This window comes from Aliidiomarina iranensis (assembly GCF_003987135.1).
GTDB lineage: Bacteria > Pseudomonadota > Gammaproteobacteria > Enterobacterales > Alteromonadaceae > Aliidiomarina > Aliidiomarina iranensis.
On the sequence record NZ_PIPJ01000002.1, the window covers coordinates 173,819 to 191,610 of the forward strand.

Annotated in this window: 15 protein-coding genes; 11 read left to right on the forward strand and 4 right to left on the reverse strand. The window is 46.1% G+C overall.

The genetic code is table 11. The annotated features are described in order from the left end of the window. The first annotated feature begins 28 nt into the window (after positions 1-28). The 6 genes from acpP (at position 29) to CWE08_RS03940 (ending at position 4,634) form a co-directional block, all read left to right on the forward strand. Positions 29-265, forward strand: coding sequence for an acyl carrier protein (gene acpP, locus CWE08_RS03915; protein WP_007419889.1), 237 nt, complete (start codon positions 29-31; stop codon positions 263-265). A gap of 124 nt (positions 266-389) precedes the next feature. Continuing rightward, positions 390-1,202, forward strand: a complete 813-nt coding sequence (gene pabC, locus CWE08_RS03920) for an aminodeoxychorismate lyase (RefSeq protein WP_126765822.1) — start codon at positions 390-392, stop codon at positions 1,200-1,202. Between the two features lie 51 nt (positions 1,203-1,253). Continuing rightward, positions 1,254-2,276, forward strand: a complete 1,023-nt coding sequence (gene mltG, locus CWE08_RS03925) for an endolytic transglycosylase MltG (protein WP_126765824.1) — start codon at positions 1,254-1,256, stop codon at positions 2,274-2,276. Further along, on the forward strand, positions 2,276-2,896 hold the full coding sequence (gene tmk, locus CWE08_RS03930) for a dTMP kinase (protein WP_126765826.1): 621 nt from the start codon (positions 2,276-2,278) through the stop codon (positions 2,894-2,896). Before mltG ends, tmk begins: the two co-directional genes overlap by 1 nt. Beyond that, positions 2,884-3,843: a hypothetical protein gene (locus CWE08_RS03935; protein WP_126765828.1), complete on the forward strand. Its 960-nt coding sequence runs from the start codon at positions 2,884-2,886 to the stop codon at positions 3,841-3,843. The genes tmk and CWE08_RS03935 overlap by 13 nt, the downstream gene beginning before the upstream one ends. An 8-nt stretch (positions 3,844-3,851) precedes the next feature. Then, complete coding sequence (locus CWE08_RS03940; protein ID WP_126765830.1) at positions 3,852-4,634, forward strand: TatD family hydrolase; 783 nt, start codon at positions 3,852-3,854, stop codon at positions 4,632-4,634. Between the two features lie 294 nt (positions 4,635-4,928). Here the strand turns inward: CWE08_RS03940 and ansA are convergent, their stop codons facing one another. Together ansA and sppA are read right to left on the reverse strand one after the other, a co-directional pair. After that, complete coding sequence (ansA, locus tag CWE08_RS03945) at positions 4,929-5,957, reverse strand: asparaginase (protein ID WP_126765832.1); 1,029 nt, start codon at positions 5,955-5,957, stop codon at positions 4,929-4,931. Positions 5,958-6,015: 58 nt separating this feature from the next. Continuing rightward, complete coding sequence (gene sppA, locus CWE08_RS03950) at positions 6,016-7,875, reverse strand: signal peptide peptidase SppA (RefSeq protein WP_126765834.1); 1,860 nt, start codon at positions 7,873-7,875, stop codon at positions 6,016-6,018. Between the two features lie 259 nt (positions 7,876-8,134). Here sppA and CWE08_RS03955 point away from each other — a divergent pair, with 259 nt between their 5' ends. The 5 genes from CWE08_RS03955 to argH all read left to right on the forward strand — a co-directional run bounded on the left by CWE08_RS03955 (position 8,135) and on the right by argH (position 14,826). Next, positions 8,135-8,698, forward strand: coding sequence for a nitroreductase family protein (locus CWE08_RS03955; RefSeq protein ID WP_126765836.1), 564 nt, complete (start codon positions 8,135-8,137; stop codon positions 8,696-8,698). A gap of 142 nt (positions 8,699-8,840) precedes the next feature. Then, positions 8,841-10,763, forward strand: a complete 1,923-nt coding sequence (gene argC, locus CWE08_RS12150; RefSeq protein WP_241973827.1) for an N-acetyl-gamma-glutamyl-phosphate reductase — start codon at positions 8,841-8,843, stop codon at positions 10,761-10,763. A gap of 78 nt (positions 10,764-10,841) precedes the next feature. Next, positions 10,842-11,750 (forward strand): ornithine carbamoyltransferase, encoded by a 909-nt coding sequence (argF, locus tag CWE08_RS03965; protein ID WP_126765837.1) that lies wholly within the window; start codon positions 10,842-10,844, stop codon positions 11,748-11,750. After that, positions 11,747-12,988: an argininosuccinate synthase gene (locus tag CWE08_RS03970; protein WP_126765839.1), complete on the forward strand. Its 1,242-nt coding sequence runs from the start codon at positions 11,747-11,749 to the stop codon at positions 12,986-12,988. Before argF ends, CWE08_RS03970 begins: the two co-directional genes overlap by 4 nt. Beyond that, the gene (gene argH / locus CWE08_RS03975; RefSeq protein WP_126765841.1) at positions 12,985-14,826 is read left to right on the forward strand and encodes an argininosuccinate lyase; all 1,842 of its coding nucleotides are present in this window, start codon (positions 12,985-12,987) and stop codon (positions 14,824-14,826) included. The genes CWE08_RS03970 and argH overlap by 4 nt, the downstream gene beginning before the upstream one ends. Before the next feature lie 78 nt (positions 14,827-14,904). Here the strand turns inward: argH and asnS are convergent, their stop codons facing one another. Together asnS and bioA are read right to left on the reverse strand one after the other, a co-directional pair. Next, the gene (asnS, locus tag CWE08_RS03980; RefSeq protein WP_126765843.1) at positions 14,905-16,305 is read right to left on the reverse strand and encodes an asparagine--tRNA ligase; all 1,401 of its coding nucleotides are present in this window, start codon (positions 16,303-16,305) and stop codon (positions 14,905-14,907) included. A 164-nt stretch (positions 16,306-16,469) separates the two neighbouring features. Next, positions 16,470-17,753 carry an adenosylmethionine--8-amino-7-oxononanoate transaminase gene (gene bioA / locus CWE08_RS03985; protein ID WP_126765844.1) on the reverse strand — a complete coding sequence of 428 codons (1,284 nt, stop codon included), beginning with the start codon at positions 17,751-17,753 and terminating at the stop codon, positions 16,470-16,472. Positions 17,754-17,792 lie beyond the last annotated feature (39 nt).

The following is a 17,792-nucleotide window of genomic DNA, read 5'->3' on the forward strand; positions in this document are numbered from 1 at the left end:
TCAAGATACCTTGATTTGAGGGTTACACATGAGCACTATCGAAGAACGCGTTAAAAAAATTGTTATTGAGCAACTAGGTGTTAAAGAAGAAGAAGTAAAGCCAGAAGCTTCTTTTGAAAACGACCTTGGTGCAGATTCTCTTGATACTGTAGAGCTAGTAATGGCTCTTGAAGAAGAATTTGAAACAGAAATTCCTGACGAAGAAGCTGAAAAGATTCGTACCGTTCAGGCTGCGATCGATTACATCAATAAGCATTCTGCTTAATTGTAAATCTCAGCAAGTAAGAATTTTAATGAAAAGGCGGAATGAAAATTCCGCCTTTTTTCTATTTGCGGTATGCTAAATCCCGTTGTATTAATCCTATTGAATTTCCGTAAGAGGCGCCAAAATGAGAGCATTAATAAATGGTGAAGAAGGCGAACTCATTGGTGTTTCTGATAGAGGGTTAAACTATGGTGATGGATGTTTCACTACCATTGCGGTGCGTGAGCGAGAACTACAATTATGGCCTCGGCATTGGCAGCGGTTACAGCAAACCTGTGCACGGCTAAAAATACCACTAGTTGATGAACACACACTGCTTGCTGAGGCTAAGCTGTTAATTGAGCATCACGATAGTGTATCTGCGGTGATTAAAATTCTCATTTCTCGAGGTGAAGGTGGCCGTGGTTACGCGCCGCCGATGCCCAGTAATTCGAACCGAGTTGTTAGTATTTCGCATGTTCCCAGCCATTACGGGGCATGGCAGAAACAGGGGATCCGCATAGCCCAGGCGAGTTTTCGTTTAGCCATTCAGCCTGAGTTTGCAGGTTTAAAAACCTTGAATCGGCTCGAGCAAGTTATGCTGAAGCAAGAATTGCAAGATTTACGAGCGGTTATGGAGCCTAAGCCGGACGATTTGATTGTTTCTGATGCCGATGATTATATTTGCGAAACCACGATGGGGAATATCTTCTGGCGGCATAATGGCCAGTGGCATACACCTGATTTAACTAATGCGGGAATTGAGGGGGTTGTTCGTGCTGAGTTGTTAGCACAGAATCCGCAGGTGCGAATCGGCCGCTACCGCTTAGAATCTCTGTTGCAAGCTGATGAAATCTTTGTCTGTAACGCCTTGCTTGGCTTGGTGCCAGTGAGTAACATTAAGGGTATTGAATTATCCGTTCGAACTTATTCAAAACATTGGCAAACACTACTTTAATCTGCAGCTACGCAATAGATGCGCATTTATCATGGCGGTAATGATTAGGTTATGAAAAAAACGGTATTATCGATATCTTTGCTTCTTATCATACTGCTTGGTGCAGGAACTGCTGCGGGCTACGCTGCCGTGAATTGGTGGTTCTATAAAGGAAGTTCTGTTGCTCTTGCTACTGATGCAGAACAGCCTTTGCTATTTCAGGTTCCCCGGGGAAGTAATCCGCGGCGAATTGCGCAAGCTCTTGCTGCTGACGATTTAATTCCTCATGCAAAATTGAATGAATTAAGCTTTCGTTTATTCTTTCGCGGCCAGCGTGTTCAGGCCGGAGTTTATGCCATCAGGCCCACGGATACGGCGGCTAATATTTGGCAACGAATTGTTAGCGGCCGGCAACATTTGTTTTCCATCACTTTTGTTGAGGGGAGTGAGTTTAAACAATGGCAACAGCAATTAGCTGAGCACGAACACATTCAGGTCAATCAGGACGCATTTACAGCCGATGAGCTGGCAAGCATACTCACAGATGGTGAACATGCCCATGTGGAAGGTTTATTATTTCCCGATACCTATCGTTTTTATGCTGGCACTACCGATTTACAAATCTATCAGCAAGCATATCAACGAATGCAAGCAACTCTCTCGGAATTATGGCTTAATCGTGATCGCAGCGTACCGGTAGCAACACCCTATGAATCCCTAATTTTGGCTTCCATTATCGAGAAAGAAACGGGTGCCGAGGAAGAGCGTGCATTGGTAGCCTCGGTATTTGTGAATCGATTACGCACGGGAATGCGATTGCAATCAGACCCCACTATTATTTATGGTTTAGGGGATGCCTATCGTGGTGTTATTTACCGCTCAGATATTCAGCAAACCACGGCATACAATACCTATCGAATTGATGGGTTACCGCCAACACCAATTGCGATGCCCGGTAGAGCAGCTATCGCGGCAACTTTAGCGCCGGCAGAAAGTGAGTATTTCTATTTTGTTAGCCGCAATGATGGCACCCATGTATTTTCCCGCACATTAGCGGAACACAATCGCGCTGTTCAGCGTTATCAGAGGAACTGATGCTAGGAAAGTTTATCGTTATTGAGGGGCTTGAGGGGGCAGGGAAAAGTACTGCGGTGGCTACGGTAAGCCAGTGGCTTGAAGCGCATAATATTCCCTTTATACAGGTTCGTGAACCAGGAGGCACACCCTTCGCTGAGGCATTGCGAGACATTGTAAAAGGTGATTGGCAGGAGCAAGTAACACCGCAAGCTGAACTCCTTCTTATGTACGCAGCTCGCGTACAACTGGTAGAAAATCAAATTAAACCGGCCCTTGCTGCAGGCACCTGGGTTATTGGTGATCGCCATGATCTATCCTCCCGAGCCTACCAAGGCGGTGGCCGTGGCGTTGATAGCGGTGTATTACAACAACTCAAAGCATTTACGTTACAGGATTTCGCGCCGGACTTTACCCTGTATTTAGATATTTCACCGGCAGTTGGTTTAGCGCGAGCCTCAAGCCGAGGCTCTCTGGATCGCTTTGAGCGTAGCAAAGCTGAATTTTTCACTCGAACACGAAACCGTTACTTAGAGATTGCAGCGCAAGAGCCGAGCATCGTGGTTATTAATGCGGAGCAAGATTTACCCTTGGTTCAGGCAGACATTCAGCAAGCTTTGGAACAACAATGGCCAGAGTAGCCTTCCCTTGGTTGCGGCCACTTTGGCAACAGCTGGCCACTGCAGCCCATTCCGGCCGCTTACCTCATGGTATGGGATTTACCTATGCTACTGATTTTGGAATGGATGAGCTGTTACAGCAATTAGCCGCGTTTTTATTGTGCCAACAGTTAGGGCAAAAGCAAAAGGCTTGCGGCCAATGCAAGAGTTGTCAGCTTTGGCACGCCGGAACCCATCCTGATTACCTGCGTATTGAGCCGGAAACCGGAAAACAAATTGGTGTTGATGCGGTACGCAAAGTTGCTCTGCAGGTACAACAAACGGCTAGCCAAGGTGGGAATAAAGTAGTGCAAATTTTGCATGCGGATAGGATGACAGTGCAAGCTGCTAACGCTTTGTTGAAAACGCTGGAAGAGCCTCCGGAAAATACCTTTATTCAACTAGCCGCGGTGCGTTACTCACAATTATTACCTACTATTCGTAGCCGCCTGCTTGCTTACACCTTGCCGCAACCGAGTAAGGCGGAAATCAAATCCTGGCTTTATGAACACAGCAAGCAAGCTATTAGCGATAACCTCATATTAGAGCTTGCTTTGCAAAAGCCTCTTACGGTTTTGCAGCAACTACAGGATGATGAGCCGGTGCGCAGTTACTTGGGGCTACTCTGTAGGGGAGAGCTTGAACTGAGTAAAGATTTAGAGCAGGTACATGCACTCTTAGCGCTTTTGCTTACCGAGATCCAAGTGGCTCACAGGCAAGTATTATTGGGAGAGCTACCGGCGGTAATTACAAATAGTATCAGCCAGCCAGCAGCACCGAAGCACCTAGCAAGTGCGCTCGAGGAAGGTTATCGAAGAGGTGTCAGCTTACGTAAGGCGTTACAAAGCGCGGGCATTAACGCACAAATTCTAATGGCATCTTGGAGTGGTGAATTGACACGATCGCTCCGTGCCTCAGCCTACAATTAGGAATAATTATGTTTGTAGATTCCCATTGTCATTTAGATAAATTAAAAACCACGGAAACCGAAGGCATTGATAAAGTGCTAGCGGCTGCAAGGGCAGCAAGTATTGAGCACATGCTATGTATTGGCGTGGCTCTCGATGATTTTGCAAAAATGCAGGAAATAGTTGGCCAACATAACGATGTGAGTTTCTCTTGTGGCGTTCATCCTTTGTATGTAGCGAAACACGGGTTTAACGAACGTGATTTGGCAAATCTTTGTGCCCGCGAGGACGTTGTGGCAGTAGGTGAAACTGGCCTCGATTACTATTACGATAAAGAGCATATCACTACTCAGCAGGAAAGTTTTGCTCGGCATATTGAAATTGCTAATCAAGTAAAAAAGCCTTTAATTATTCATACGCGTGATGCGCGCGAGGACACGATAGACATGTTACGGGAAGGCCGCGCCGAGAAATGCCGCGGTGTTATGCACTGTTTTACCGAGAGCATGGATATGGCGGAAAAAGCGCTAGAGCTTGGTTTTTATATTTCCATATCAGGAATAGTAACGTTCGCTAGTGCCGAAGAATTGCGGCAAGTAGTGCGGCAAGTACCGCTAGAACGTTTACTTATTGAAACGGATTCGCCTTGGCTTGCGCCAGTGCCACATCGTGGGAAAGAAAATCAACCAGCCTTCGTAACTCATGTGGCTGAATGCGTTGCCGATTTAAAAGGTGTTGCGGTAGAAGAAGTAGCAGAGGTTACACGAAATAACTTCTATAATTTATTCAACATCAAGCGCCAAACCGCCTAACGCTGTTTTTAACAGCAATGTGTGATTTAAAATGGGGCATAAAAAAGAAGAGCTCGGAACTAAGGGGGGTGTTCCGAGCCCAGGGAAAAGGCTCAATTATGAGCCTTGCGCTAAACGAAAAAATGGATGACAACAGCTGTGCTTTATACCGCTTGAACACCTTTTGAATACCTTTTGGCATGCCACTACATCAATTTAAATATCAAATAAACCGGCAAGCCAGTAAAATAAAGTGTAGCCACTGTTTATTATTTGTCCAATTTTTAGTTTGCTATTTTCCCTGATATCTTCGCTTTAATCTGAGTGCACTTCGTTTGTGAGCTCACCACGTAGGTTTTTCTTCAGTAAGCCTTTGATTTTTTCAACATCGTTAGTTTGGCTGAGCAAGAAATGTAGTTTTGTTAGCGCAGCTTCGATGGTCATATCTTGACCACTAATCACACCAACATCGGCTAAGGCATTCCCAGTTGCGTAACCTGACATATTAACCGTGCCTTTGAAACACTGAGTACAATTTAAAACTATTATTTTCGCCTCGATAGCCCGTTTAATCGCATCAATCAAAGGCCCCCCTTGTGGCGCATTACCCACGCCGTAACTCTGCAAAATTAATGCTTTTACCGGGTGCTTCACCAAGTTATCAATAATATTCGCACTCATACCCGGATAAAGAGTCACTACGCCGATTTCTTGTGTAGTAACTTGGGCAACATCCAGGGGTAACGATTTAATCGGCTCAACTTTGCCATTCAATAGCTCAATATCAATTCCTGCCTCAAGCAATGCAGGAAAGTTTGGCGAGGCAAAGGCATCAAAACCGTCGGCATCAGCTTTTGTACTGCGATTACCTCGAAATAAACGATTGTTAAAAAACAAACTTACCTCATGAATGGGGTAGTGCGCAGCAATATACAACGCATTTAAAAGGTTAGTTTGGCCATCTGAACGTAAAGCGGCTAGAGGGATTTGTGAGCCAGTCACGATTACCGGTTTACCCAAATTTTGAAACATAAAGGATAAAGCCGAAGCGGTATAGGCCATTGTATCCGTGCCATGTAGGATCACAAAGCCATCATAATCCCCATAGTTACGCAAAATATCATCGGCAATGCGCTGCCAATCTGCCGGTGTCATATCTGAAGAATCCATTAATGGCGAATATTCACATAAAGTAAATTCCGGCATTTCTGGACGATAGAATTCAGGCATTCCAGCAATACTTTTAGCTAAAAAACCGGGCGCAGGAACGTAGCCATGCGCCGATTTCATCATACCGATTGTGCCGCCTGTGTAGGCAATGTAAATCTTTTTCTTTGTGCTCATCTATTTCTCTTCGCTAACTTTTTTACATTTTAGCTTGCTACAAACACGCAACGGGTCGTTACTTAACTTGGCAATTCATGCAACGCAGATAAAGGTGCTGAGGATCATTAAATTCATTCACCGCCTTCACCTCATGTAACGCCCGCTGCATAGCTTGCTCCGTTAGAGTTCTGCTTGGTGTAGGCATAAGAATAGATTCCGGAAGCACAGCTCGAGCACCATTAAATAATTGTGCGAGGAAAGCATCAAATCCAGAAAGTTCCGGGCTTGGGAAAGTTACGTTGTAATTCTCTAAACCCGCTAATTCTGCAGCACGTGAAGTAGCATCATCAAGTTCACCAATGCTATCAATGAGGCCAAGTTCTAACGCTCTAGAACCTGTCCATACACGCCCCTGTGCAACCTCATGAACAGCTGCGGTGGTCATGCCCCGTGCATCAGCAACTAACTCAAGGAAATCTTGATAGATGCGATCAACGCCACCTTGCAAAGCCTGTTGTGCGCCTTCGCTCAATGGCCGTGTGATGTCAATGTAGGGGAGTTCGGTTGACGATACACCATCGCTATATACACCTATTTCCGCGAGGCTTTCATCAATTGAGAAAAACATTCCAAAAACGCCAATTGAACCGGTTATGCTTGAACTTGGCGCCATGATTTCGTCACTGCCGGCAGCAATCCAATAGCCACCAGAGGCAGCAACAGAACTCATCGATGCAACAACTGGCTTACCAGCTTCGCGCAATAAAAGTAGTTCTTGACGGATCTGCTCAGAGGCGAATGCACTACCACCTGGGCTATCAATGCGAAGCACCACCGCTTTTACGTTGTCATCTAAGCGAATATCACGTAATCGATTCGATAAAGTAACGCCGCCAACGGTTCCAGCGGGTTGGTTACCATCTAGAATAGTGCCGCTGGCAAACACAACGCGCACTTCATCTCCTTCGGATGCTGTTTCTACGCCAATACGCTCGGCTTCGAGTGCTTGCTTATAGGCACGCCAACCAATACCTTGATAAGATTTACTCTCTTCATCGTAACCAGCAATATCAATTAGTGCTTGGCGAATACCTTCACTATGGGAAAGGTTATCAACTAACCCTGCATTTAAAGCTAAGGTAGCCTGACTATTATTAGCCTGATCAAGTAGGGCAAGGAAATCATCCATACGGCCACTTAGAATCTCTGGCGAAATCTCTCGATGCCGAGTGATACCCGCTAAATACTCATTCCACATTGCATCAACCCATTCTTGGTTCGCTTCCTTAGCTTCTGCCGACATGCTATCTCGGCTGTAGGGTTCAACGGCTGATTTAAAATCACCGACGCGAAAGATATAGGTGGTTACCTTCAGCTTTTCTAGTAACGAGCTAAAGTAGGTGGGATACATGTGATAGCCATCAACCGCTACGGAGCCTTGTGGGTTCAAATACAAGGTATCGGCTTGGCTTGCCAAATAATATTGCGATTGGCTAAAGGAATTACCATAGGCAATAATCGGCTTACCGGCAGCACGCACTTTATCTAAACGCTCTGCAATCATTTGCAGTTTGCTAAGCCCACCGCCCCAAAAGTTGCGTAAATCTAACACCACACCGCTAATTCGTTCATCGTCCACAGCGTCATCAATGGTAGCGAGCAAGGCATGTAAATCTGTTTCTGGCGCTGGGCTAGAACCAACGGCCTCATTAAAGAAGCGATCAGATGCAGAAAGATAAGTGGCTTCTTCTACCAGAACCCCATTCGGGTTTAACACCAGAAGCCCGCCTTCGGGAACAGTGGGTATATCTTCGCCCTGATTCAAAATCAGAAACACACCGATTAACAGAATGAAAAATACAAGATTAACGATAACGCGGCGCACACCGTTAACGAAATTCCAAATCGGCCGTAGTAAGTTTGCTAAAAATTTCATCTTGAAATCCTTGATATTGCGCGCTGGTTTCGCTGTACTACTGCTAAATCAAACTTTCCATTACATCGTTAATACCGTGGTAATCGAATAGCCAACTGATTCGTAATAAAGCGTTACAGCGAAATAAGCATGAATATAGTATGCATGATAGTGTAACAACAAAGTTAGTTTACCGCGCCCAGCGCAGAATGCGTAGCTTAACTTTGTAACAAAATAATACGAATGCTAATGTACCTTTTTTCCCTTTATGGAAGCCCATATGGATGCCCTAGATTTACTATTAACGTGCTCCTCGATGCCAAGAGTGGGAGCCCCAGGCCCTAACTCAGATCAACTTAGCCAATTAGAGGCTGCGGCTTTACGTGTTCCCGATCACATGAATCTCACACCCTATAAATGCTTAATATATCAGGGAGCGGAACTGCAAAATTTAAGTGAGCTATTTGCCGCCACGGCTAAGCTAGAGGGATTAACGGAAGCAGAGCAGGCGCGAGCACCGCAACTACCGCTGCGTGCGCCTTGTATTATCGTTGTGGTTACCCAGTACCAAGAGCATCCGAAAGTGCCTCGCCAAGAACAATATGCAAGCGCCGCTTGTGCCACGATGGCGATGCAGCAAATGGCTTTTGCACAAGGATTAGGTGCGGTTTGGCGCACCGGTGTATATGCAGAATCGGAACATATGAAAGCGGGGCTTGGTATTAGCTCGGAGGAAGATATTGTTGGCTTTTTATACATCGGCACACCGGCCGTACCAACGCCAATTAAACCACAAAAGCAAAAAAGTATTTTTTTCTTCCCCGGGAGTGATGCAAAAACCTAGCCTTGCAGAATTTCCACACCAAACAAATGAATAATTAATCATTCAATGCGCATAATAATGTTGATTGTGCGCAGCATTTTTTATACCATGAGCGCTATTCGGATTCTAAGTAGAAGCAGTGCAGATAAGTGGTATGAAGAACGTGGCAGAAAAACCTAAAGCAAAAAAGCCCAGAGAAGAAAAGCCTGAGGCCAACAAACTTAAGGCAATAGAGCACGGAGCGCCAAGCAAAATAGCCTTATGCAAACAAAAAGGTTTGCAAGTGGCCGTGTTCGGCGCCAGTGGCTATAGTGGCAACGAATTAGTGAGCCTTTTGAATAAAAATGCATACTTTGATGTAGCATTTGCATTTTCATCGGCTCGCAGTGAGGCTCAAGCATTTTCGGAATTGGCACCGCAGCTTGCAGGCACCGAAACTCTGGTTATAGAACCTTGGCAAGAAACCTATTTCCCTAAGGTTGCCGCAAAGTGCAGCGCGGTTTTTCTTGCATTGCCTCATGAAGCAAGCGCTGAGCTTGCTGCACGTTTTGTTGCTGCAGGGGTGGCTGTATTTGATCTCTCTGGTGCTTACCGTTTTGCTTCGGCCGAGGCATTTGCCAGTGCTTATGGGTTCTCGCACCCACATCCAGAACTATTAGCCGACGCACACTATATGCTTATGGAGTGGTTAGAGGCCTCATGCAAACAAAACGTAGATAATCATTTACTGTTTAGCATTCCAGGTTGCTATCCAACCGCTGCAACTTTAGCTCTGAAACCACTTACAGAACATCATTTATTGGCAGCAAATGCCTCTCCGGTAATTACCGCCGTAAGTGGCGTTTCTGGTGCTGGACGAGGGCTCAATGCACGAACTTCATTTTGTGAGGTGAGCTTACAGGCCTACGGTGTGTTAAATCACCGGCACACACCGGAAATAGCAAATAATTTACAGCGTACTGTGGTGTTCACGCCGCAACTGGGCAATTACAAACGCGGCATTGTAGCAACCTGTGTAGCGCAACTCGCTGAACAAGTAAATCCGGCCGACGTGTATCGAGCCTACGAGATAGCTTATGCAAGCCAGCCGTTTGTTCGGATTGTCGGGAAGCCGCCTGCTGTTGATGATGTTGTTAATACGCCGTTTTGTGATATCTACATAAAAGTAGAAGGTAACCAAGTGGTGGTTATTAGTGCGATTGATAACTTAATTAAAGGGGCTGCTGGTCAAGCAATGCACGCTGCTAATTTTGTGTTTGGGTTACCTCTTACTGCGGGTTTTGAAAGCTCTTTTGCAAAAAAACGCCCTCAGGTAATTAAGGTTGGCGGTGCCTTGCTACAACCTGAAAATGCTGAAAGCGCCTTGTTGCCTTTATTATCCGCTTTAGCGGTAAGCGAGCTACCCGTTGTGTTTGTGCATGGCGGCGGTGATATAGTGGATAGCATGCTAAAGCAAGCAGGGTTAACCGCAGAAAAGCATGCAGGGCAGCGGATTAGTGCGGCGGAGCACATGGACATTATTATTGGTAGCCTAGCCGGAACTACCAATAAAAAACTTGTACAAGCGGCGCAGCAAGCTAGCTTATCGAGTGTTGGTATTAGCCTAGCCGACGGCCCATTGTGGCAAATGCAACACAACGCTCAGCTTGGCATGGTGGGGCAACCGGCGGCAACGGGGTTCAGCCCGCAAGGTAAAGCCTTATTAAAAACGCTGCTGCAAAATAACTTCACGCCTATTGTGAGCTCTATCGGCTTAACTACTGACCATAAACTGTGTAATGTAAATGCAGATTATGCCGCCGCGGCCATTGCTTTAGCGCTTGATGCTGATTTACTTTTGCTTACCGATGTTCCCGCTATTCTCAACGGTGAGAAAGAAAAGATTGGTGATATAAGTTTAAGTGCTGCAAAAGCATTGCTTCAGGAAACCTTCATTCAAGGCGGCATGAAAGTTAAGCTGGAAGCCGCAATTTTTGCCTCCGAATTTTCCCGACGAACCACTGCGATTGCGGGTTGGGCTGATAGTTCTGCCGTGATCGCACACCTACAAGGGAATCCTCAGGGTACCCGAATAATTCCAGAATAGAACCGCGATATGCGCTAGGCCAAATGGCCTAGGTAAAGGTTCTCCTGCATTTTCTCTATTTGATTAAGCGAGTTTCACATGCATTTACTATCATTATTTGATGTGTCGGCCATTCAGATACGGCATATCCTTACGATGGCGGGGTACATGAAAGCCCACCCGGTAAGTTTTCAACATTCATTAAAGAATAAATCAATTGCCATGCTGTTTGAAAAACCAAGTTTGCGCACCCGTGTTAGTTTCGAAGTAGGCATTCAGCAGCTCGGTGCGCAACCGATTTACTTAGATGCACAAATGGTTGAACCTGGCCAACGCGAGAGCGTTGAGGATATAGCCCGTAATCTTGCGTGCTGGACACACGGCATTGTTGCTCGGGTTTTTAAACATGAAACCTTACACAAGCTAAAGGCAGCTGGCATTCCAGTTATTAATGCACTTTGTGATATTCATCACCCGTGTCAAACCTTGGCTGATTTACTAACCATTCAAGAGCGCTACCCAGTTGATATGAAAGTAGTGGATATTCTCTATGTGGGTGAGGGTAATAACGTGTGCCAAAGTTTAATGGTAGGAGCCGCTGCGCTAGATTTGCAGCTAACGGTAATAAGCCCTGAGGGTTTCGGCCCAAATAAGGATTTCCTTGCTGAGCTTACAGATAAGTATCCAAGCCACCGCATTAAACTTGGCAGCAATATCGATGAGGTTACTCACGCCGATGTGATTTACACCGATACCTGGCTTTCCATGGGGGACACGCGCAATTATTCGGAAACCTGCAAAATTTTCCAGCCTTACCAAGTTAATTCGGCACTTGTTAAACGCCTGCAAGCTACCACGGTAATGCACTGTTTACCGGCGCATCGGAACAATGAGATTACTGATGAAGTTATGGATAGCACGATTAGTGCTGTGCTGCAGCAGGCGGAAAATCGTTTGTATGTGCAAAAAGCCGCGTTACATCATTTATTCGAGGAGATTTCCCAATGAACCACCTTAACCAGAGAGATATTACCCAAACTGCGGTGAGCAAAGTTGTATTGGCTTATTCCGGTGGTTTAGATACTTCCGCAATTATTCCTTGGTTATTAGAGAATTATAACTGTGAAGTTATTGCTTTCGTTGCCGATGTAGGCCAAGGCGACGAAGAGCTTGTTGGCATTGAAAATAAGGCTTTAGAATCAGGCGCCAGTTCCTGTTACGTGGTGGATCTAAAGGATAAATTTGTGAACGAATTGATTGCACCAGCGATGCAAGCTGGGTGTATCTATGAGGAACAATATTTACTAGGAACCGCTTTGGCAAGACCAGTAATTGCAGAGGCGCAAGTGCAACTTGCTCTTGAAGTCGGTGCTGATGCGGTTTGCCATGGATGTACTGGCAAAGGTAACGATCAAGTGCGTTTTGAGAGTACGTTTGCAGCTTTAGCGCCGCAATTAACGGTAATTGCGCCATGGCGTGAGTGGTCAATGCGCTCGCGCCAAGAGCTACTTAATTACTTGGCCGAGCGGAATATTAAAACTTCCGCTTCAGCGACCAAGATATACAGCCGTGATGCGAATTTATGGCACATTTCCCATGAGGGCGGTGAGTTAGAGGATCCATGGGAACAACCAACCGATGGCGTTTGGACATTGAGCAATTCACCCCAACAGGCGCCCGATCAGCAAGAGGTACTGGAGCTAGAATTTTCTCAAGGTGTATTAACTCATCTGAATGGCCAAGCACTGAAGCAAACCGAAGCGTTAGTAATGCTAAACAAAATCGGTGCAGAGCACGGTGTAGGGCGGATTGATATTGTAGAAAACCGCTTGGTAGGCATGAAATCACGAGGTTGTTATGAAACACCCGGTGGTACTATTTGGTACCAAGGTCTTCGTGCACTTGAAGAGTTGGTGCATGATCGTCCGTGTCAACGCTTGCGCCATGATCTTGGCCAACGGTTAAGTGATGTACTTTATGATGGTCAGTGGTTTACGCCCGTGCGCGAGGCGTTAGTTGCAGCCGTAAGTGCGCTAGCCACGAAACTTACCGGTACGGTGCGAATTGCGTTATACAAAGGTAACGTTACGGTAATCGGCCGAAAATCACCGTTGAGTTTATATTCTGAAGCATTCGCCACCTTTGAAGAAGATGAAGTGTACCAGCAGAGCGATGCCGAAGGCTTTATTCGCTTATTCAGCCTAGCAAGCCGTATTCGTGCACTTAAACAAGGAGGCATGGCATGAGTATGTGGGGAGGCCGCTTTGAGCAGGGGAGTGCGGCAGAGTTTTGTGAGTTTAATGATTCACTGAAATTCGATTACGTGCTGGCGCCTTTTGATATTCAAGCAAGTAAAGCGTGGGTAAATGCATTAACCGAGCAAGCGTTGCTGACTAGCGAAGAGCAAAAGCAACTGCAGGACGGTTTAGCTGAGTTAGCTGCGGAAATACAAGTTAATCCTAAGTTGCCGCTTAGTAGCAATGCCGAAGATATTCACAGCTGGGTGGAAGAGGCGCTGCAAGATCGTTTAGGGAATGTAGCAAGGAAATTACATACGGGCCGATCCCGAAACGATCTTGTTGCTACCGATCTGCGCCTTTGGGCGATCGCTAAAGCCCATGTGATGGGTGAACAGATCGCTGCAACGATCGAAGCATTGATCGCTTTTGCGGAGCGCTATGAATTCAGTGTGATGCCAGGCTACACTCATTTGCAGCGGGCACAGCCGGTATTAGTATCACATTGGGCGTTAGCCTATGTGGAAATGCTAGAGCGAGATTTGGATCGTTTAAAACAAGCTCGAGATCGTTTATCTACGCTACCTTTGGGTTGCGGAGCGCTCGCGGGATCTGGAATTGCGGTAAATCGATCATTGTTAGCAAAAGAACTAGGCTTTAATGATCTTTGCCGGAATAGTTTAGATGCGGTATCTGATCGTGATTTTGTAATTGAGTTACTATCTATTGCAAGCTTGGGGATGGTTCATTTATCCAGGCTTTCGGAAGATCTTGTTTTCTATTGTTCGGGTGAGGCAGGTTTCTTTCTGTTGGGCGATGCAATTTCCAGTGGTTCATCGTTAATGCCACAGAAGAAGAACCCAGATGTATTTGAGTTAATTCGGGGGAAAACGGGACGCGTTAGCGGGCATTTGCAGGCCATGTTAATGACAGTGAAAGGGTTACCCCTGGCTTACAACAAGGACATGCAGGAAGATAAGGAAGGCTTCTTTGATGCGCTCCAGCAATGGCAACAATGCCTTGCCATCATGGCGTATGCATTGCCGCATCTAACGGTTGATGAAGCACTTGCACAGAAATCGGCTGAACTGGGCTACAGCAATGCTACTGATTTAGCTGATTACTTGGTGGGTAAAGGCATTGCGTTTCGTGATGCTCACGAGATTAGCGGCAAGCTTGTACTCACAGCGCTGCGAAAAAAAGTGCCACTTGAGCAGTTGAGCCTAGCGGAATTACAAAAAGAAGTTCCAGAAATTGCGGACGATGTGTTTGCAGCTCTTGCTTTACGCGCAGGTATGGATCGCCGCTGTGCACTCGGTGGTACCGCGCCAAAGCAGGTGCATGGTGCTTTACGCAGGGCGCGCCAGCGCTTGCAAGCACAAGTGGCATCGCTAACCCATATTCGCCAAGCAAAATTGAGTGATGTACCCAAAATAGCGGAACTCATTCGTTATTGGGCGGGAAAGGGCGAGCACTTACCACGGCAAGAACAAGATATTATGCAAGCGATTCATCAATTTGCCGTAGCAGAAATCGATGGTGAATTAGTAGGTTGTGGCGCGCTTTATGTTTACGGCACAGGTTTAGCCGAGATTCGTAGCCTTGGTTTGAAAGAAGGGCTGCAAGGCAAAGGGTTAGGTGTTGAAATTGTGCAGTGTTTGCTCGATCAGGCGCGTACCTTAGGGATTGGCCGAGTGATCGCGTTAACTCGAGCGCCTGCTTTCTTCGCTAAAATCGGTTTTTCTATCGCCGATAAAAGCCGTTGGCCGGAAAAAGTAATGAAGGATTGCGAGTTTTGCCCTCGCAAGCATGCGTGCGATGAAACAGGGTTAGAAATTCACTTGTAGCTCATAAAAAACGCCACATTCAACGAATGTGGCGTTTTGTAATTGCTTAATTCTATTTATAAACGATTAATCCGTATTTTAGAATTCTGCGTTATTCGGGCTCCGTGGGAATGGAATAACATCGCGAATGTTTTGCACACCAGTAACATACGCAACTAAACGCTCAAAACCAAGGCCAAAGCCAGCATGTGGCACAGTGCCATAGCGGCGTAAATCGCGGTACCAACTGTATTCTTCTTTTGGTAAGTTCATCTCATCGAGGCGCTGGTCTAATAAATCCAGGCGCTCTTCCCGAGCACTGCCACCGATAATTTCACCAATGCCCGGTGCAAGCACATCAAGTGCAGCTACGGTTTTACCATCATCGTTCTGGCGCATGTAAAACGCTTTAATATCCCGCGGATAGTTTTTCAAAATAACCGGTGCACCCACATGCTCTTCGGCGAGATAACGCTCGTGCTCCGATTGTAAATCAGTGCCCCAAGAAACTGGATAAGTAAATTCTTTGCCGCAATTTTGCAGAATTTCCACCGCATCGGTGTAATCCATGTGCACAAAATCATTAGCGATAACGTGCTCAAGGCGGCTGATAGCTTCCTTATCGATACGTTCTGCGAAGAATGCCATATCATCAGCACGTTCTTCCAAAACTGCTTTAAACACGTACTTGAGCATGTCCTCCGCAAGTTTAGCTACATCTTCTAAATCAGCAAAAGCAACTTCCGGTTCAATCATCCAAAATTCTGCGAGGTGCCTACTTGTGTTCGAGTTTTCCGCTCGAAAGGTAGGGCCAAAGGTATATACCTTAGATAAGGCACAGGCGTAAGTTTCAACGTTGAGCTGGCCGGATACGGTGAGGAATGCCTCTTTACCAAAAAAATCTTCCTTGTAATCTACTTTGCCTTGCTCGGTAAGTGGAAGATTTGTCATATCAAGCGTTGATACGCGGAATAATTCTCCCGCACCTTCGGCATCACTCGTAGTAATGATTGGCGTACTAATCCAATAAAAGCTACGTTCATGGAAGAAGCGATGTACCGCTTGTGCTAAGCAATGGCGTACTCGTGTTACGGCACCTGAGATATTCGTGCGTGGGCGTAAGTGCGCAAACTCACGTAAATACTCCATGCTATGGCGTTTCGGCGCCATTGGATAAGTATCAGGATCTTCAACCCAACCTACAACTTTCACATCGGTAGCTTGTAACTCGAACGCTTGGCCTTTACCTGCTGATTCCGCTACGGCTCCGGTGATGATAACCGAACAACCTGTGGTGAGTTTAACAACTTCGCTTTGGTAATTATTGAGTTCATTTGGCACCACCGCTTGCACAGTATCAAAGCACGAACCGTCGTGAACATTGATAAAGGAAATACCGGCTTTGGAATCACGGCGGGTTCGAACCCAACCACGAACCGATACGGTTTCGCCAACGGCAAACTGGCCACCTAGAACATCTTTAATTACCGCGTTAGTCATTAACTTAATTCTCCGAAACGAGCACATAAATGAGTAATTTTTTCTTAGCCGTTTATGTTACTTTCTTGCGCCTGCTAGCGCAATGCAAACAAGGCCTTGTTTTCATTGTTTCTAGGCCGTGTTTGCAGTGCTTGGTTTGGTATTTTAGCGCAGAGCCGAGATTGCTATTCAGCAGAAAGGCAATAGGCGCAAATCGCCTGTGTAAGTTTATGTAACTCTTCTGGGGAAATCACATAAGGCGGCATGATATATAAAAGCTTTCCAAATGGCCGTATCCATACACCGGCAGCAACAAACTGTTTCTGTGCCGCAGCTACATCGATCGGCTCATGCATCTCAACAACCCCTATGGCACCAAAAACTCGTACATCGGCTACTAAACTGCTTTGCAAGCAAGGCTTAAGCTCTGCTTGCAGCTGAGCCGATATAGCCGGAACTTGATATTGCCAATCGCCTTGAATGATTAAATCGAGGCTTGCACAAGCTACCGCACACGCCAAAGGGTTGCCCATAAACGTGGGCCCATGCATAAGGTTCCCGCCACCTGGTCCATTGCCAATAGTATCGGCAACATGGCGTGTGGTTATGGTGGCCGCTAGGGTCATGTAACCGCCGGTGAGTGCTTTACCAACACAGAGAATATCCGGGCTTATCTGCGCATGTTCACAGGCAAATAATTTACCCGTGCGGCCAAAACCGGTGGCTATTTCATCGGCAATCAACAAAATATCGTATTCATCACAGAGTTCGCGGGCCTGACGCAGATATTCTGGATGGTAAAACCGCATTCCACCAGCGCCTTGCACGATAGGCTCAAGAATCAAGGCAGCGATTGATTCATGCTGTTCTTTGAAAATATTATGAAGTTCCTGAATATCAGAATTGCACCATGTATCACCGGGTTTAATTTTCGGAGCCGATGCGAAAATGTGTTGAGGCAACACGCCGGTAAATAATTCGTGCATACCATTAACTGGATCACACACCGACATCGCCGCAAAGGTATCACCATGATAACCCTGCCGAATAGTTGCTAGCTTATGCTTTTGAGCTTTCCCTCGGCTTACTTGAAACTGCAATGCCATTTTAATAGCAACTTCCACAGCAATTGAACCTGAATCGGCGAGAAATACCGCATCTAACGATTGTGGTGTTAGTGTTATTAAACGCTTGCAAAGCTCGATGGCGGGCCTGTGGGTGATTCCACCGAACATTACGTGCGCCATAGTATCAATTTGTTGATGGGCTGCGGCGTTCAGAGCCGGGTGGTTATAACCATGAATAGCACTCCACCATGAAGACATGCCATCAACCAGCTGCTCGCCTGATTCTAAAAATAGATATACGCCATCGGCCCGTGTTACCCCGTATGTGGGTAAAGGCTTAGTAAGGGACGTATATGGATGCCAAATATGGTGCTTATCGAACTCAAAATCGCTTGCTTGCATAGATTATTTATTAACCGCTTGTAAATTTATACACTTTCA

What these genes read in the sequence shown, in the direction of transcription:
- acpP (WP_007419889.1), top strand. Translation starts at nt 29, where the DNA reads ATGAGCACTATCGAAGAACGCGTTAAAAAAATTGTTATTGAGCAACTA.
- pabC (WP_126765822.1), top strand. Translation starts at nt 390, where the DNA reads ATGAGAGCATTAATAAATGGTGAAGAAGGCGAACTCATTGGTGTTTCT.
- mltG (WP_126765824.1), top strand. Translation starts at nt 1,254, where the DNA reads ATGAAAAAAACGGTATTATCGATATCTTTGCTTCTTATCATACTGCTT.
- tmk (WP_126765826.1), top strand. Translation starts at nt 2,276, where the DNA reads ATGCTAGGAAAGTTTATCGTTATTGAGGGGCTTGAGGGGGCAGGGAAA.
- CWE08_RS03935 (WP_126765828.1), top strand. Translation starts at nt 2,884, where the DNA reads ATGGCCAGAGTAGCCTTCCCTTGGTTGCGGCCACTTTGGCAACAGCTG.
- CWE08_RS03940 (WP_126765830.1), top strand. Translation starts at nt 3,852, where the DNA reads ATGTTTGTAGATTCCCATTGTCATTTAGATAAATTAAAAACCACGGAA.
- ansA (WP_126765832.1), bottom strand. Translation starts at nt 5,957, where the DNA reads ATGAGCACAAAGAAAAAGATTTACATTGCCTACACAGGCGGCACAATC.
- sppA (WP_126765834.1), bottom strand. Translation starts at nt 7,875, where the DNA reads ATGAAATTTTTAGCAAACTTACTACGGCCGATTTGGAATTTCGTTAAC.
- CWE08_RS03955 (WP_126765836.1), top strand. Translation starts at nt 8,135, where the DNA reads ATGGATGCCCTAGATTTACTATTAACGTGCTCCTCGATGCCAAGAGTG.
- argF (WP_126765837.1), top strand. Translation starts at nt 10,842, where the DNA reads ATGCATTTACTATCATTATTTGATGTGTCGGCCATTCAGATACGGCAT.
- CWE08_RS03970 (WP_126765839.1), top strand. Translation starts at nt 11,747, where the DNA reads ATGAACCACCTTAACCAGAGAGATATTACCCAAACTGCGGTGAGCAAA.
- argH (WP_126765841.1), top strand. Translation starts at nt 12,985, where the DNA reads ATGAGTATGTGGGGAGGCCGCTTTGAGCAGGGGAGTGCGGCAGAGTTT.
- asnS (WP_126765843.1), bottom strand. Translation starts at nt 16,305, where the DNA reads ATGACTAACGCGGTAATTAAAGATGTTCTAGGTGGCCAGTTTGCCGTT.
- bioA (WP_126765844.1), bottom strand. Translation starts at nt 17,753, where the DNA reads ATGCAAGCAAGCGATTTTGAGTTCGATAAGCACCATATTTGGCATCCA.